Source organism: Epibacterium sp. ABV4_022 (assembly GCF_056159345.1).
This window is the reverse complement of record NZ_JBSWVA010000001.1, coordinates 2,550,415-2,566,386: the sequence shown is the minus strand read 5'-3', so window position 1 is coordinate 2,566,386 and position 15,972 is coordinate 2,550,415. Positions and strand designations below refer to the sequence as shown.

Here is a 15,972-nt window from a genome sequence, read left to right as displayed (position 1 = left end):
CGCCCGATGAGTGACCACCTGACCGTCGTTGACCACCCGCTGGTGCAGCACAAGCTGACCATCATGCGCGACAAGGCCACATCCACTTCGGAATTCCGCCAGTTGCTGCGCGAACTGACCCAGCTGCTGGCCTATGAGGTCACACGCGAACTGCCCCTGACCACCACCACCATCGAAACCCCGATGGAGGAGATGGAAGCGCCGATCCTGGCGGGCAAGAAACTGGCGCTGGTGTCGATCCTGCGCGCAGGCAACGGCATGCTCGACGGGGTGCTGGAACTGGTGCCCTCGGCGCGGGTCGGGTTTGTCGGCATGTACCGGGATGAAGAGACGCTGGAGCCGGTGCAATACTATTTCAAGGTGCCGCAACAGATCTCGGACAGGATGGTGATCGCGGTGGATCCGATGCTGGCCACCGGCAATTCCTCGGTCGCGGCGATCGATCTGTTGAAGAAGGCGGGGGCGAACAATATCCGCTTCCTGTGCCTGCTGGCCTCGCCCGAAGGGGTGGCCCGCATGAAGGAGGCGCATCCGGATGTGAAGATCATCACGGCCTCGCTGGATCGCCAGCTGAACGAGAAGGGCTATATCCTGCCCGGTCTGGGGGACGCCGGGGATCGTATGTTCGGGACCAAGTAACGCCCGACCTACAGGGCGCGCGCAGGGCCATTCCGGCACCGCCCGCGCGCGTCTGCCCCGGGGCCCGAGCGGGCCTGTCGGATCTGAGCGCCGGGTTGTGGCGACGATCTGCCGGAACCTGCCATATTGTTGCCAGCATTTCCTTTACTCAGCGGGGCTTTTCAGGCATCCTGCCGCCATATATTGTGGGGCAGTTCCATGAAAATAACTAGAATTACGGCAGTATCCCTTATCTGGGCGGTTTCAGGTGGGGCGGGTCTTTACGCGCAGACCATTCAGCCCATCGCGCGCCCGGCGGAGGTCCCTCCGGCGTCATTTGAGGGGCGTCAGTTCGTGGACAGCAAAGGCTGTGTGTTTATCCGTGCCGGTGTCGACGGCAATGTCGCGTGGATTCCGCGGGTGAACCGGGCGCGACAACAACTCTGCGGTGCCACGCCGACAGAGATCGCCGGGGCCCGTCCCGCCGCGGAGGTTCCCCCGTCACCGGCCCCCGAAGTGATCTCATTGGCGCCCGGAACCGCAGCAGGATCCGACGCGGCCACCGCGCCTGCCGCCTCCGCAGCTACCTCTGTCGCGCCGGTGACGCCGGTGGTGAAACCGCAACGCGCGGCCGAGAGCACCTCTGCGGCGCAGACGGCGGTGAACCTGTCGCCGGTGCGCCCCGCCCGCCCGGTCTCCGCGCCCCGGGCGCCCACATCCGGCACCCGGCCTGCGGCGGTTCCCGTCGCGCGCCCGCAGACCGCCGCGGCATCCGCCGATCCCTTGTCGCGCATCACGCCAAACACCCGCATCCTGCCGGTTCATATCTATCTCGAACGTCGCAAGAGCGAGGGCCTGCAGGTGCCCGAGGGGTATCGCGTGGTGTGGGAAGATGACCGCCTGAACATCCACCGCGCCGAGCAGACCATTCGTCCCACGGTTCTCAGTGATCGCATGGTTGTCCCGGACGGGTACGCCCCTGCCGATCGCGCCGACAACCGCATGAATGCCCAGCGGGGTGTGCGGACCCCACAGGGCGATGCGCAGATGGCGCAGGTCTGGAGCGAAGAGCTGCCCCGTCGGCAGGTCGAGCGACCGCTGGACAAGACCCCCTTTGTCCTGTGGGACGCGAAAGCGAAATATGGCATCGTGCCGCCGCGCCGGGGTGGGCCCGGGTCCGCCATCTCGAGCCGCTCTGCTCCCGATGCGACCTTGCCCGAGGTCGCTCCCGTGGCGCGCCGTTACGTGCGTGCCGCAACCCTGTCGGATCCGGCCGAAGCCCGGCGCGTGGCGCGGGATCTTGCCTCTGCCACCGGATTGCAGATGCGGCTGGGTACGTTGAAGCGGAACGGTCAGACCTACAAGGTCGTGCTTGCCGGTCCCTTCACGGTCGGAGCTCAGCAGGCGCTTCAGCGCATTCGTGCGGCTGGCTTCAGCGGCGCGCGCCTCAGCAAATAGGCGTGCGCAGGCGCAAGGGCGACCAGCTGCCAAGCTGACCCACGCAGGGCGGAACCTCGGTGCCGAAGCGGATATCGTGTTTTGGGGACATAAGGTTGGGCGCTTCAGCGCCGGGGGCTTACCCTAGCCGCAGATGTTCTGCAACTGCACCCAATCCCGGTCGTTCAGCACCGGCGCCAATTCCCGCCCGGCCATCGGATCGGCTTCGATCAGTCCCAGCGTGGTTTCACCGGTTACATCGCGGGCGTAGGCATAGGGGGTGGAGGGAATGGCCGCGCGGGCAAATTCTGCCAGCAGGGTCTCCACATCGACCCCGGGGCGCGGCGAGGCCAGCATGGTCTCCGAATAGCGGTCCAGGGTCTCGCGCCGGATTTCGCCGGTGGTCAGCAGGCGGAAGGTGGCGCCGATGCCGCCAATGTCGAGGATCTCGGCCATCGGATCGCGCGTATCAGCTCGCACATGCTCCACCAGCACTGCACCGGCAGCCACCGCCGGGTCTTCGTAGTCTTCGACAAAGGAGCGGTGGATCAACACGATGCCGCCGGGCAAGGTCAGGCTCTCGGCAATCCCGGAGCGCAGCACCACCACGCGGCGCACATCGGTGCGATCCGCGAGCTTTCTCAGGATCGGTTCCGCTTCGGCCGTGGAGCAGGCCTGCCCGGAGACCCGCTCGATGCGCCCGAGAAGGGCCTGGCCAATGGCCTTGCGATGCACATCCGACACCGCCGCGAGGGTCTGCGTGCGCATGGTCTGTGGCAGGCCAAAGGCCAGTAGCGTGGCAACACAGGCCAGAATGCCAAGACCGCCATAGAGCCGCAGCCTTCCGGGATGCGGGCGCGCGCGGTCGATGGCGGTCTGCACCGTCTCGATCGCCTCGCGCATGGTGACCTCATCCTCGGCCAGTTCCAGCGTTTCGCCGGGGTCGCCGTCGGGATGATAGAGGGCAGGAAACGCGCCCGGATTGGCCCGCTCGACCGCAGCCAGCGACCAATGGGCGAGGGGGCGATCCTGCATATCGGTGATGGTGAGCGTCGCATCCCCGAGCGAGACAATCACGTCGCGCCGCTGCTCTGACGGCGAAGGCCGCCAGATGCCCACCGCCTCAAGCCGCTGAAATTCACGGAGTACCGTCATCGACCGGGATTGCCTGCTCCTGTTGTTCTAGATGGTATTTAACATGCAAGCCGCATCGGCGGCAAACCGCTTTGCGGCTCAAATGGCGGCACTTGAGTGTTTTTCTAAGCGTTGAGAGGGCGTTGAGGTGGAAAGGAGCCGGATGTGGACGTGCAAGACGTGCCGTTGGACTGTTGATGATCATACCCGAGGGCGCCTGCGAAGGCAGACGGGCGGGATGATGTGTCAAACTTGATACCATTCATTTGTGTTGCGCGTCACGAATGAACAGTCTGAGGCCGAACCGACCTCCATTGCACACAGATACAATGTCTGCTTCAAATTGGTTTACAGCGCGGAAAGGGTATACATTGTTCAAACGATTGTTCGGCAAACGGCAATTTCAGTACAAGTGCAACGCGTGTGGTGAGTTTCACCAAGGGGCGCCGTCGTTTTCGTTTCAGTTTCCGACATACTATTTCGATGTCCCCGAGGGGAACCGAAAAGATCGGACTGTCGCCTCGGATGATCTTTGTCACATTAAACCTGCAAAAGATGACGACCAAGGCGACGAGATTTTCTGTATTCGTGTTGTCCTTGAGATCCCGATCCAAGGTGCCGATGCCCCATTTACCTGGGGAGTTTGGGTTACTCAGTCTAAAGACAGCTTCGAAAAATACGTTGAAACCTTTGGTCAAGATCAGTCGTCGCTCGGGAGCTTTGGGTGGTTGCCCGTCGACATGCCGTTTTACAATCTATCTGATGCTGGCGCTCCTCTTGAGCACCTTGAATGTGATATTCAATGGAGTGCGAAAGGGCAAAGACCAAAGGCCTATCTTTGGGACAGTTCCCATCCGCTTTCCATTGATCAACGCGAAGGGATCAGCTGGCGAAAGGCAATAAAAATTGCCAAGCTCGCAAATCACGCGTGCTCAAGGAAAGACCAGGTCGCTTAACAAAGGAAGGCCGACATTCGCGTAGTCGCTGCGAACTGGTGCTTCCTCCCGCGTGGTATCCATCTATGAATGGCAGGGTGATTGTCAGCAATCGCAGCTTCACGCTCGATCTGACAGATCTTCGCCATCCAGTCTCATTTCACAAAAGCGTTCCCAATCCGCGGCTGGAGGTCGCCCTCAACTCCCCCCAGCGAACCGCTTCCTCAGTTCGAACTTCTGGATCTTTCCGGTCGAGGTCTTGGGCAATTCCCCAAAAACCACCGCTTTCGGAGTCTTGAAACCGGCAAGCGTCTGGCGGGCGAAGGCGATCAGGGCGGCTTCGTCGACCACTGCGCCCTCTTTCAGCTCCACAAAGGCACAGGGCACTTCGCCCCATTTTTCGTCGGGCTTTGCCACCACCGCAGCAAGGTTCACATCCGGGTGGCCCATCAGCACACCTTCGACCTCTACGGAGGAGATATTCTCTCCGCCTGAAATGATGATGTCCTTGGCCCGGTCGGCGATCTGGATATAGCCATCGGGATGCTGCACCGCGATGTCGCCGGAGTGGAAATAGCCGCCGGCAAAGGCCTCAGCGGTGGCCTCCGGGTTCTTCAGATAGCCTTTCATGACCGAATTGCCGCGCATCACGATCTGTCCTTGCGTCTGACCGTCCTTGGCGACTTGCGTCAGGGTCTCGTCCAGAACCGTGACATCTTCCATCATCGGAAAGGCCACGCCCTGACGGGCCTTGATCGCGGCACGCCCGGCGGTGTCGAGCGTGTTCCAGCTGTCGCCTTTCCAGAGGCATTCGGTGACATGGCCATAGGTTTCCGTCAGCCCGTAGACCTGTGTGACGTGAAACCCCAGTCGTTCGATCTTTTCCAGCGTCGCCGGGGCAGGGGGCGCGCCTGCGGTAAAGACTTCAACCGTGTGGTCAAAAGCGCGCCGCTCCGCATCCTTGGCGTTGACGATCATATTGAGCACGATCGGCGCGCCACCAAAATGGGTCACGCCCTCATCGGCGATGGCATCATAGATCGCCTCGGCGGTTGTGTTGCGGCAGCAGACCACGGTGCCACCCAGCACCGGCATCATCCACGTGTGGTTCCAGCCGTTGCAGTGAAATAGCGGCACGATGGTCAGATAGACCGGGCGCATCTGCAGCCGCCACGAGATCACGGTGCCCATGGTCATCAGATAGGCGCCGCGATGGTGATAGACCACGCCCTTGGGCCGCCCGGTGGTGCCGGAGGTGTAGTTGAGCGCGAGGCTTTCCCATTCGTCCTGGGGCGTGATCCAGTCGAAATCATGAGGCGCCGCGGCGAGGAGTTCATCATAGGTGGCATGGCGTCCGCTCGCGGGCACACCCGCCTCGGGATCGGGCACCTCGATGAGGATCGGGCCCTCGCCCTGCATCCGCGCCTTGGCGGCCTCGGCCAGCTCCAGAAACTCACTGTCAACCAGCGCCACCTTGGCCTCTCCGTGGTCAAAGATATAGGCGACCGTGTCCACATCCAGCCGGATGTTGATTGTGTTGAGCACCGCACCACAGGCGGGCACGCCAAAATGCGCCTCGGCCTGCGCCGGGATATTCGGCAGCAAGGTCGCAACCACATCGCCGGGTGTCACCCCCATGCCGGCAAGCGCCGCCGCCAGTCGGGTACAACGATCATAATACTGCGCATAGGTGCGCCGGGTTTGGCCGTAGACCAGGGCCGTGTCCTCGGCAAAGACATGCGCCGCGCGCTGCAAGTGTGAGAGCGGCGTCAGCGGCACATAGTTCGCCGCCGTCCGTTCCAGCCCGGTTTCATCTGCCAGCCACCCCATGATTCCTCCTCCCGGTCTTGCCGATTTGCGCCTGAGACCGAATATTGCGCTGGAGATTTGAAAATTGAAAGAGATTGCGTGCCTGGGCGGTATTTCTACTGGATTCGCCCCATGTGCTCGGATGTTTCCCAATGCTCTGTAATGGGTTAGCCTCTGCGCATGATCCTTTCGCGCGGGCGCAACTACGTCTTTATCCATATCCCCAAGACCGGCGGCACCGCGCTTGCGCTGGCGCTGGAGGCCCGCGCCATGGCCGGGGACGAGATGCTGGGCGACACGCCGAAGGCCGTGAAACGCCGCCGCCGCCTGCACGGCACCCAGACGCGGGGGCGATTGTGGAAACACTCAACCCTGGCCGACATCGAAGGCCTCGCCAGCCGCGAGGAGCTGCGGCAGATGTTTGCCTTCACTTTGGTGCGCAATCCCTTTGATCGCGTGGTCAGCCTCTATCACTGGCTGCAAGGACAGACCTTTGACCATCCGATGGTGCCACTGGCCAGATCGCGGTCGTTTTCCGGCTTTGTCACCGACCCTTTGGTGATGCGCGCGCTCAGGGCCCAGCCTGCGCCCTCATATATGCAGCAGTCGGATGGGTATGAGCATTGCAGCCTTTATATACGGCTCGAATCCTTCGCCACAGATGCCGCACCCTTGTTCGATCACTTGGGGTTCGCACTGGATCTGCCTCGTGTGAACGGGTCACAGCGTGATCCCGACTGGCGCGTTTACTATGATTCACAGGCGATTACTGCCGTTCAGGATTGCTGCGCTACTGAATTGGAGCGATTTGAATACTCTTTTAACGATTCCCCCCTATCCCTTTGAGACAGAGCGGCTCCGTTAGAGACCGCGCCCAGGCCCGCCCGGTTTGCTACAACGTATTCACGGAACGGCGATTGGAGCTTCGAGCCCCCGAGGTCCGGAGCAACTCAAAGGTCGAAAGGACAGGAACATGCTGGATTGGTTTGCAAAACGGAATGCCTCCCCGATGGCAGAAGCGTTCACCACCGAATTCCCGATGGTGGCCACCGGCCAGGCCGGCTTTCTCGCCGGGACCATGGTTGCCACCGCGACCGGTTGGCGCCCCGTTCAGGCGCTGTCCATCGGTGACGAGGTGCTGACCTTCGACCACGGCATGCGCCCCATCAAATCGATCACCCGCCGCACTCTGGTTCTGGGCGACACCGCCTCCGCTCAGGAAATGGCACCCGTCTATATCCCCCGCGATGCGCTCGGCAACCGCAACCCGATGTGGGTCAAGCCAGAGCAGGGCGTTCTGCTGGAGCATGACCTGCTCGAAGATAACCTGGGCGATCCCTTTGCCGTCGTTCCCGCCTGCGCGCTCGAAGGCTACCGCGGCATCACCCGTGCGCCGCAGCAGGTGACCATGGAAACCATCCTCCTGACCTTTGACGAGGACGAGGTGGTTTACATCGAGGCCGGCGTTCTCGCCTTCTGCCCCGCGGATCACGACCTGATGCACTACTGCGTGACCGCCCAGTCCGAGGAACTCTACACCATTCTCTCCGCCGGCGAAGCCCGCGAACTGGTGATCGACATGATCACCGAGGACAGTTTCTGGACCCCCGGCGCGATGGCGGGCACCGGCGGCACCGGCGAGCCGCAATACGCAACCTTCGCCTGATACTTTCGCTCTCTCTCACACCCCTCCAGAGCAGACGACCCGCCAGCCGATCCTTTCGGTGGCGGGTCTTCGTCATCTTGGCACATGCGCGAACTGTCAGGGCCTCAAAGCCCCCCGGATCTTCATCTTTTCACAAATATCTCGGAGCGCGAGGCAGAGCCTCGCACAACAAAAAAGCCGCCCCGTGAGGGGCGACCGTTTTAGATCAAATGTGCGCAGGGCTCAGGCCGCCTGATCGTCTTCCGGCGCAAAACGGCCATAGAAGGTCTGGCCTTTCTCCGCCATCTCACGCAGCAGCGGCGGGCAGGTAAACCGGTCGCCATAAGCCTCTGCCAGCTGGTCGCAGCGCTCCGCCGCATAGGGCGTGCCGATAATATCGAGCCAGCTGAGCGGTCCACCGGACCACGGCGCAAAGCCCCAGGCCAGAACCGCGCCCACGTCCCCCTCACGGATGTCCATCAACACGCCTTCTTCCAGCGCCCGCACGGCCTCCAGGACCTGCGCGAACATCAGCCGCTCCTGCACTTCGATCAGGTCGGGTTGCTCGGCAGCTTGCGGGTATTTCTCCGACAGGCCCTTCCAGTACTCAACGCGCTTACCTTTGTCGTCATAGTCAAAGAAGCCCGCATTGGCCTTGCGCCCCAGACGGCCCTGATCTTCCATCCAGAAGATCAGATCATCCGCGGGGCTTTCGGGATAGGCATCGCCCATCGCCGCCTTGGTGGCCCGTGCGATCTTTGCGCCCAGATCGATCGAGGTCTCATCGGTGAGCTGGATCGGCCCCACCGGGAAGCCCAGTTGACGCGCGGCGTTGTCGATCAGCACCGGCGAGACACCTTCGGTGATCATCCGCGCGCCCTCATTGATGTAGGGGATGATGCAGCGGTTGCAGTAGAAGAACCGCGCATCATTCACTACGATCGGCGTCTTGCGGATCTGGCGCACATAGTCCAGCGCCTTGGCCACCGCGCGATCCCCGGTCTTCTCGCCCTTGATGATCTCCACCAGGAACATCTTCTCAACCGGCGAGAAGAAGTGAATGCCGATGAACTGCTCCGGCCGGACCGAGGCCTCGGCGAGGCTGGTGATCGGCAGGGTCGAGGTGTTGGAGGCAAAGATGCAGTCTTCGGGGATGATCGCCTCGACCTTCTTGGTCATCTCGGCCTTTACGCTCGGGTCTTCAAACACCGCCTCGATGATCAGATCGCAGCCCTTGAGGGCGTCGAGATCCGGTGTTGCAGTGATCTGCGCCAGCAGCGCCTCTTTCTTCTCGGGCGTGGCTTTGCCGCGCTTGATGCCCTTGTCCATATAGGTGGCGGAGTAGGCCTTGCCCTTGTCGGCGGCGTCCTGATCGCGGTCGATCAGCACGACCTCCATGCCCGCCTGCGCCGACACCAACGCGATGCCTGCGCCCATCATGCCTGCGCCGAGCACACCGATCTTCTTCACGGTCTGGTCCTCAATGCCCTTGGGACGCACCGCGCCCTTTTCCAACGCTTGTTTGTTGATGAACAGGGATCGGATCATCGCTGAGGAGGACGGGTTCATCAGCACATGGGTGAACCAGCGCGCCTCAATGCGCAGCGCGGTGTCAAAATCCACCAGCGCGCCCTCATAAACCGCCGAGAGCAGCGCCTTGGCCGCCGGGAACGCGCCTTGGGTCTTGCCATGCACCATGGCGGAGGCCCCGACATAGTTCATGAAACCAGCCGGATGATAGGGCGCGCCGCCGGGCATTTTATAGCCCTTCTGGTCCCACGGCTTGACGATATCGACGTCCTTGGCATTGAGCACCCACTGACGCGCCGCTTCCAGCGGATCGGCGGCAACCTCATCCACAAGGCTTGCGGATTTGGCCTTTTTCGGGTCCAGCATCTTGCCTTCGAGCAGCACGGGGGCAGCATTCACCGCGCCCACCATGCGCGAATAACGGATGGTGCCGCCGCCACCGGGGAAGATGCCCAGCAGGATCTCCGGCAGGCCGATCTTGGCCTTTGGGTTGTCGGTCATGCTGCGGTAATGACAGGCCAGCGCGATCTCGGTGCCGATGCCCGCACAGGTGCCATTGATGGCGCAGGCAATCGGTTTGCCGCCCTTGTTGGTCTTGGCGTCCATCCCGGCGCGCTCCAGCTTGCGCAGGATGCGGTGGCCATTCATGGTGAAATCAAACAGGCCCTGAGCCGGGTTTTCGCCCGACTCCTCGCGGATGGTGGCCAGCACGTTCAGATCCATGCCGCCGGCAAAGTCTTTCTTGCCGGAGGTGATCACCACGCCCTTGACCGCGTCATCGCCAAGCGCACGGTCGATATACTCCTCCACCAGGCCAAAGGCCTCGCGGGTCAGCACGTTCATGCTTTTGTCGACTGCATCCCAGGTGATGATGGCAATGCCGTCTGCGTCCACGTCATATGTGAAATCACTCATGTGTCGTCTCCGATCTGCTCAGCCGTCAGCGGGCTGCCGTCTTTACGGGTGAAGGTGAAAGCGCCATCGGCAACCTTCACCATCATGTCGAGGTCGCTGTAGAAGGCCGTCTCGGTCTCGGTCCGTGTGCCGATCACGAGGAAGGAGGCCAGCGCGTCGCTCTTGTTGATAAGGTGGTGGCCGTTTGCATCGCCCTTGGGGAAGGCGGCGCAATCGCCCGGGTTCATGTCATGTTCGCCTGCGTCATCCACCAGCACCAGCGTGCCGGCGGTGACCATGACGAACTCGTCCTGTTCCATGTGGTAATGGCGCAGGGAGGACAGCGCCCCGGGCTCCAGATGCACGAGGTTCACACCATATTGGCTGATCCCAGCGGCATCGCCCAGGCGCTGTGCCGTCCGTCCCGCAACGCTCTGGGCCAGCTTGCCGGGATAGGTCGAGCCGCCCTTTGCAGGAATTTGGGAAAGGTCCAGTTTTGGCATCAGACGCGCTCGATGATGGTGGCGGCCCCCATGCCCGAGGCGATGCAGAGCGTGGCAAGTCCGCATTCCTTGTCCTGCCGCTCCAGCTCGTCCAGCAGCGTGCCGATGATGATCGCGCCGGTCGCGCCCAGCGGGTGCCCCATGGCGATCGAACCGCCGTTCGGGTTCACTAGCCCCGGGTCCACGTCAAACGCCTGCATGAAGCGCAGCACCACCGAGGCAAAGGCTTCGTTGACCTCAAAAAGATCCAGATCGGAAATCTTCATGCCGGTCTCTTTGAGGATCTTCTCGGTCACAGGCACAGGACCGGTCAGCATGATGGTTGGGTCGGTGCCGATCTTGGCGGTTGCCTTGATACGGGCGCGCGGCTTCAGCCCATGACGCTCGCCAAATTCCTTGTTGCCGATCAGAACCGCCGCGGATCCATCCACGATGCCGGATGAGTTGCCCGCGTGGTGGATGTGGTTGATCTTCTCCAGATGCGGATATTTCAGCTTTGCCACCGCATCAAAGCCCGGCATCACCTCGCCCATCATCTGGAAGGAGGCATTGAGCGCGCCAAGTGCCTGCATGTCGGTGCCGGGGCGCATGTACTCATCGTGATCCAGGATCGAAAGCCCATTCTGGTCGCGCACGGTGATGACGGATTTGGCAAAGCGGTTGTCATCCCAGGCGGCCTTGGCACGGCGCTGGGATTCCACCGCCAGCGCATCGGCCTGCTCGCGGGTAAACCCATACTCGGTGGCGATGATGTCGGCCGAGATCCCCTGCGGCACGAAATAGCTGTCCATGGCCAGTGTCGGATCGACGGCAATCGCCGCTCCGTCCGAACCCATGGCGACACGGCCCATCATCTCGACGCCGCCCGCGATATAGCCATCTCCTGCGCCACCTTTGACCTGGTTTGCAGCGAGGTTCACAGCTTCCATGCCAGAGGCGCAGAAGCGGTTGATCGCAAGGCCCGGAATGGATTGATCCAGATCAGAGGCGAGCACCGCAGAGCGCGCCAGACAGCCACCCTGTTCCATCACCTGCGTGACATTGCCCCAGATCACATCCTCGACTGCATGGCCTTCAAGGTTGTTGCGCTCTTTCAGCGCGTTCAGGGTCAGGGCAGAGAGGCGCACCGAGGTCACCTCATGGAGTGCGCCGTCCTTGCGGCCTTTGCCGCGCGGGGTGCGGACGGCATCATAGATGTAAGCTTCGGTCATAGTTGTCTCCTCAAGCTCGATCCGACGGGTTGCCGGGCATCAGGTCATAGGGGTGTTTCCAGCCGGGCAGGGCGCTGATGCGCGACAGCCAGGCGTCGATATTGGGGTAGTCCTTGCGGTCAAATCCGAAAGGCTCAGGGTAGTAGAGATAGCTACAGCAGGTAAGGTCGGCGTTGGTGAGGCCTTCGTCCACGATCCAGTCGCGGCCCTCCAAGTGTCTGTCCAGAACTGCGTAGGCCGCTTTGAGGCGCCCTTGCAGGAATGCGATTACGTCAGCCGGGCATTTGTCTTCGGGCAGGAAATTCATCAAAAACCGGCACAGGCCCACGTTTGAAGACAATTTGTGATTGTCCCAAAGCTGCCAGCGCAGGACTTCCCGTTTCTCTTCCGGTGTGGTTCCACCAAACTTGCCATAGGTCTCGGACAGATACTGCTGGATCACGCCAGACTGGCTGAGCGTTACGTCACCATCAACTAAAACCGGACATTCGCCCATCTCATTGACGTTACTTCGGAACGCGTCGCCGCGTGTGGTGCCGTTGAAAAAGTCAACAAAGACCGGCTCCCACGCTAGCCCCGCAAGCTCAAGCGCCAGCGCCGCCTTGTAGGAATGGCCGGATTCGCCAAAACAATAGAGTTTCATATCAAATCGCCCCTCCCAGTGGCGATGTCGCGGCGGGGGTTTCACACCCCCGCACCCCCGTGGGATATTTTGAAGAAGATGAAGGATAGTCAGCGTTTGTTAACCAAGATGGCGATAACATGGCAGTGCGGTACAGGCTGGGAAGCCGATGACCGCAGAAGCTGAAGGCGCGCTTGCCCATTAGGCGGAGAGCTCGGGGGCAGGCGCGCCCCATACCTTCAACTTCTCTCAAATATCCCCGCCGGAGGCATCCGTCAGACGCGGTGAGGGAAAGCGCTGGAACTGTCACAGCGACCTCGCAATCAGCTCTTTCATGATCTCATTGGTGCCGCCGTAAATGCGCTGCACACGGGCATCGGTCCACATTTCCGCCACGGCGTATTCCTGCATGAACCCGTATCCTCCGTGCAATTGCAAACACTCGTCGAGCACAGCGCCTTGCGTGTCGGTGATCCAGTATTTGGCCATCGCCGCTTTTTCGACGCTCAGGTTCCCACGTAGGTGTTCCACCATGCAGTCATCAAGGAAGGCGCGGGCGACTTTACTCTTGGTCAGGCATTCAGCGAGTTTGAAGCGGGTGTTCTGGAATTGGGTCAGAGGCCCGCCAAAGGCTTCGCGCTCCTTGCAATAAGCGATGGTGCGCTCGACAGCGCCTTGCATCGCGCCAACCGCGCCGCAGGCGATGATCAGCCGTTCCTGCGGCAGCTGTTGCATCATCTGGTAAAAGCCCTGACCCTCGGCACCGCCAAGGATGTTTTCCGGGGGCACCGCGATGTTGTCGAAAAACAGCTCCGATGTGTCCGCTGCGTGCAGGCCGACCTTTTCGAGATTGCGGCCACGGGTGAAACCGTCGGCGCCATCCGTTTCGAGACCCACCAGCGAGATGCCTTTTGACCCAAGGGACGGGTCCGTTTTTGAGGCCACAAGGATCAGGTTGGCGTGCTGGCCATTGGTGATAAAGGTTTTCTGCCCGGACAGCCGATAAACATTGCCATCGCGAATGGCCTTGGTCTTGATGGCCTGCACGTCAGACCCGGTTGAGGGTTCTGTCATCGCCAGCGCGCCGACCAGCTCGCCGGACACCAGCTTGGGCAGCCAGCGCTGTTTTTGCTCTTCGGTGCCGTAGGACAGGATGTAATGCGCCACAATGCCCGAATGGATGCCGTGGCCCCAGCTGGCGAGATTGGCGCGGCTGGCCTCGATCAGGATCGCCGCCTCATGGCCAAAATCGCCGCCTGCGCCGCCGAATTCCTCGGGGATGGAGGGGCAGAGCAGGCCCAGTTCACCGGCCTCCGCCCAGGTGGAGCGGTCCATCTCGCCCTGCTTGCGCCAGCGTTCGAATTTCGGGGCCCACTCCTTGGTGATAAAGCTCTGCGTCATGTCGGCGAGCATTTTGTGCTCGTCGGTCATCCATGCAGATGATGTGCGAAAATCCAGCTCTGCGCTCATCTCTCCCCCTTAAGCGCTTGGCAGTCCTTGCCGTGCGCTAGCGTTTGCGATCCTCCAGCTCGGCGTTGAACAGCCGCAACCGATGGGTCAGGTTTTCATGGTTGGTCACGCTGTCAAAATTCTCGAACAGAAACGACAGCGCTTCTCCCTCGTCCAGTCCGGCCTCCTGGGCAAAGCGTTTGAGCCTGCGAAAGCCATCCTCCGTCATGGCGACGGGAAAGCGGCGGGTCAGGCGAAAGCGTTTGGGCATATTCGGATCCTCTCAATTCCAAATGCGCCCCGGCGGCCAAGGGTGGACATGCCCCGCAGGGGCACATCCGATGTCATGTCACAGGGCGCGATCAGAACTGTGCGGCGTCGAGGGCCATCACCGTGTCGGCACCGGTCTCGATACGGGCAAGGTGCAGTTTGGTCGCGGGCAGCTGACGTGCCATGTAGTAGCGGCCGGTGGCGAGTTTTGTCTCGTAGAACGCCGCGTCAGAGGCCCCGTCGTCAAGCGCCTTTTGCGCGGCTTTGCCCATCATCGCCCACATCAGGCCAAGGCAGACATGGCCGAACATATGCATGAAATCGGTGGAGCCAGCGAGCGCGTTGTTGGGGTTCTTCATGCCGTTTTGCATGAAATACATCCCCGCCGCTTGCAGATCCTTGGAGGCTGCCTTCAGAGGCTCGATGAAGTCTTTGGCATAGTCTTCGGAAATCTCGCCGTTTTCCTTGCAGAACCCTTTGACCAGATCAAAGAAGGCCATCACATGTTTGCCGCCGTCCTGCGCCAGTTTGCGGCCCACCAGATCCAGCGCCTGCACACCGTTTGCGCCCTCGTAGATCATCGCGATACGGGCGTCGCGGGTGTATTGCGACATGCCCCATTCCTCGATGTAGCCATGGCCGCCGTAAACCTGCTGGGCCTGCACGGTCATGTCATAGCCCTTGTCGGTCAGGAAGCCTTTGATGACCGGCGTCAGCAGGGAAATAAGCCCATCGGCGTCCTTGTCTTCGGCCCGGTGTGCCTTGTCGATCATGGTCGCTCCCCAGAGGATGAACGCCCGCGCGCCCTCGGCAAAGCTCTTTTGATCCATCAGGTTACGGCGAATGTCCGGGTGGACGATCAGCGGGTCGGCCGGGCCATCGGGGTTCTTTGCACCTGTCACATCACGGCCCTGAAGGCGGTCCTTGGCGTATTCCACCGCGTTCTGATAGGCGGCTTCGGCCTGCGCCAGACCCTGCATGCCGACACCCAGACGGGCCTCGTTCATCATGGTGAACATGGCGCGCATGCCCTTGTGCATGTCCCCGAGGAGCCAGCCGGTCGCGCCATCATAGTTCATCACGCAGGTGGAGTTGCCGTGGATGCCCATCTTTTCTTCGATCTTGCCGACCGAAACGCCGTTGCGCTCGCCCGGGGTGCCGTCTTCGTTCACGATGAACTTCGGGACGATAAAGAGCGACACGCCCTTGATGCCCTCGGGGCCGCCGGGGATCTTGGCCAGCACCAGATGGATCACGTTTTCGGACATGTCGTGATCGCCAGCGGAGATAAAGATCTTCTGACCGGTGATCTTATAAGATCCGTCGTCCTGCGGTTCTGCTTTGGTGCGCATCAGGCTCAGATCGGTGCCGCAATGGGGCTCCGTCAGGTTCATGGTGCCGGTCCACTCGCAAGAGACCATCTTGGGCAGATAGGTGTCTTTCTGTGCGTCGGTGCCATGCGCCAGAATGGCCGAGGCCGCGCCATGGGTCAGGCCCTGATACATGGTAAACGCTTGGTTCGCGCCGGAGAAGAACTCGCCCACCGCAGTACCGATCACATAGGGCATGTTCTGGCCGCCGTATTGTTCCGGCATGTCGAGACCGGGCCAGCCGCCTTCCTTCACTTGCTCGAACGCGGCCTTGAAACCGGTCGGGGTGTAGACCACACCGTTTTCCAGACGGCAGCCCTCGGTGTCGCCCACCACATTGAGGGGGTGCAGCACGTCGCGGGCGATCTTGCCGGCTTCTTCCAGAACGGCGCCGGTGAAATCGGGCTCCAGCTCGTTATAGCCGGGGATTCCTGCGTCCTTGATGTTCAGAACATCGTGCAGAACAAATTGGGTGTCCTTGGTGGGGGCGGTATAGCTCGGCATCGCGGTCCTCAAAGGTTGGAGTGGTGCGGTTTGCGTGGTCA

The 15,972-nt window shown here is 61.5% G+C and carries 14 protein-coding genes; 5 read left to right on the top strand and 9 right to left on the bottom strand.

Translation table 11 applies throughout. The features are described from left to right. Positions 1–6: 6 nt before the first annotated feature. Together upp and ACXAF5_RS12100 are read left to right on the top strand one after the other, a co-directional pair. Complete coding sequence (upp, locus tag ACXAF5_RS12105) at positions 7–639, top strand: uracil phosphoribosyltransferase (RefSeq protein ID WP_239319328.1); 633 nt, start codon at positions 7–9, stop codon at positions 637–639. A gap of 333 nt (positions 640–972) precedes the next feature. Then, positions 973–2,076 (top strand): SPOR domain-containing protein, encoded by a 1,104-nt coding sequence (locus ACXAF5_RS12100; RefSeq protein WP_474946766.1) that lies wholly within the window; start codon positions 973–975, stop codon positions 2,074–2,076. Positions 2,077–2,199: 123 nt separating this feature from the next. On the opposite strand, the gene ACXAF5_RS12095 is transcribed toward ACXAF5_RS12100, so the two are convergent. Next, positions 2,200–3,210: a hypothetical protein gene (locus ACXAF5_RS12095; protein WP_239319334.1), complete on the bottom strand. Its 1,011-nt coding sequence runs from the start codon at positions 3,208–3,210 to the stop codon at positions 2,200–2,202. 350 nt (positions 3,211–3,560) lie between these two features. Here ACXAF5_RS12095 and ACXAF5_RS12090 point away from each other — a divergent pair, with 350 nt between their 5' ends. After that, complete coding sequence (locus ACXAF5_RS12090) at positions 3,561–4,145, top strand: DUF2199 domain-containing protein (RefSeq protein ID WP_474946765.1); 585 nt, start codon at positions 3,561–3,563, stop codon at positions 4,143–4,145. A 177-nt stretch (positions 4,146–4,322) separates the two neighbouring features. Here the strand turns inward: ACXAF5_RS12090 and ACXAF5_RS12085 are convergent, their stop codons facing one another. Continuing rightward, positions 4,323–5,954: an AMP-binding protein gene (locus tag ACXAF5_RS12085; protein ID WP_474946764.1), complete on the bottom strand. Its 1,632-nt coding sequence runs from the start codon at positions 5,952–5,954 to the stop codon at positions 4,323–4,325. A gap of 159 nt (positions 5,955–6,113) precedes the next feature. Between ACXAF5_RS12085 and ACXAF5_RS12080 the strand changes: the two genes are divergently transcribed. Further along, positions 6,114–6,779, top strand: a complete 666-nt coding sequence (locus ACXAF5_RS12080) for a sulfotransferase family 2 domain-containing protein (RefSeq protein WP_474946763.1) — start codon at positions 6,114–6,116, stop codon at positions 6,777–6,779. Between the two features lie 127 nt (positions 6,780–6,906). Next, positions 6,907–7,599 carry a Hint domain-containing protein gene (locus ACXAF5_RS12075; RefSeq protein WP_239365174.1) on the top strand — a complete coding sequence of 231 codons (693 nt, stop codon included), beginning with the start codon at positions 6,907–6,909 and terminating at the stop codon, positions 7,597–7,599. Between the two features lie 222 nt (positions 7,600–7,821). Here ACXAF5_RS12075 and ACXAF5_RS12070 read toward each other — a convergent pair whose 3' ends face one another. The 7 genes from ACXAF5_RS12070 to ACXAF5_RS12040 form a co-directional block, all read right to left on the bottom strand. Beyond that, entirely contained in the window at positions 7,822–10,023 is a 2,202-nt protein-coding gene (locus ACXAF5_RS12070) for a 3-hydroxyacyl-CoA dehydrogenase NAD-binding domain-containing protein (protein WP_474946762.1), read from the bottom strand. Beyond that, on the bottom strand, positions 10,020–10,505 hold the full coding sequence (locus ACXAF5_RS12065; RefSeq protein ID WP_474946761.1) for a cupin domain-containing protein: 486 nt from the start codon (positions 10,503–10,505) through the stop codon (positions 10,020–10,022). The genes ACXAF5_RS12070 and ACXAF5_RS12065 overlap by 4 nt, the downstream gene beginning before the upstream one ends. Next, entirely contained in the window at positions 10,505–11,716 is a 1,212-nt protein-coding gene (locus ACXAF5_RS12060) for an acetyl-CoA C-acetyltransferase (RefSeq protein WP_474946760.1), read from the bottom strand. Before ACXAF5_RS12060 ends, ACXAF5_RS12065 begins: the two co-directional genes overlap by 1 nt. A gap of 10 nt (positions 11,717–11,726) precedes the next feature. Next, the gene (locus ACXAF5_RS12055) at positions 11,727–12,359 is read right to left on the bottom strand and encodes a glutathione S-transferase family protein (protein WP_474946759.1); all 633 of its coding nucleotides are present in this window, start codon (positions 12,357–12,359) and stop codon (positions 11,727–11,729) included. A 285-nt stretch (positions 12,360–12,644) separates the two neighbouring features. After that, entirely contained in the window at positions 12,645–13,808 is a 1,164-nt protein-coding gene (locus tag ACXAF5_RS12050; RefSeq protein WP_474946758.1) for an acyl-CoA dehydrogenase family protein, read from the bottom strand. A 37-nt stretch (positions 13,809–13,845) separates the two neighbouring features. Further along, positions 13,846–14,058 (bottom strand): hypothetical protein, encoded by a 213-nt coding sequence (locus tag ACXAF5_RS12045; RefSeq protein WP_005629582.1) that lies wholly within the window; start codon positions 14,056–14,058, stop codon positions 13,846–13,848. Positions 14,059–14,149: 91 nt separating this feature from the next. Beyond that, positions 14,150–15,931 carry an acyl-CoA dehydrogenase C-terminal domain-containing protein gene (locus ACXAF5_RS12040; RefSeq protein ID WP_474946757.1) on the bottom strand — a complete coding sequence of 594 codons (1,782 nt, stop codon included), beginning with the start codon at positions 15,929–15,931 and terminating at the stop codon, positions 14,150–14,152. Positions 15,932–15,972: the final 41 nt, after the last annotated feature.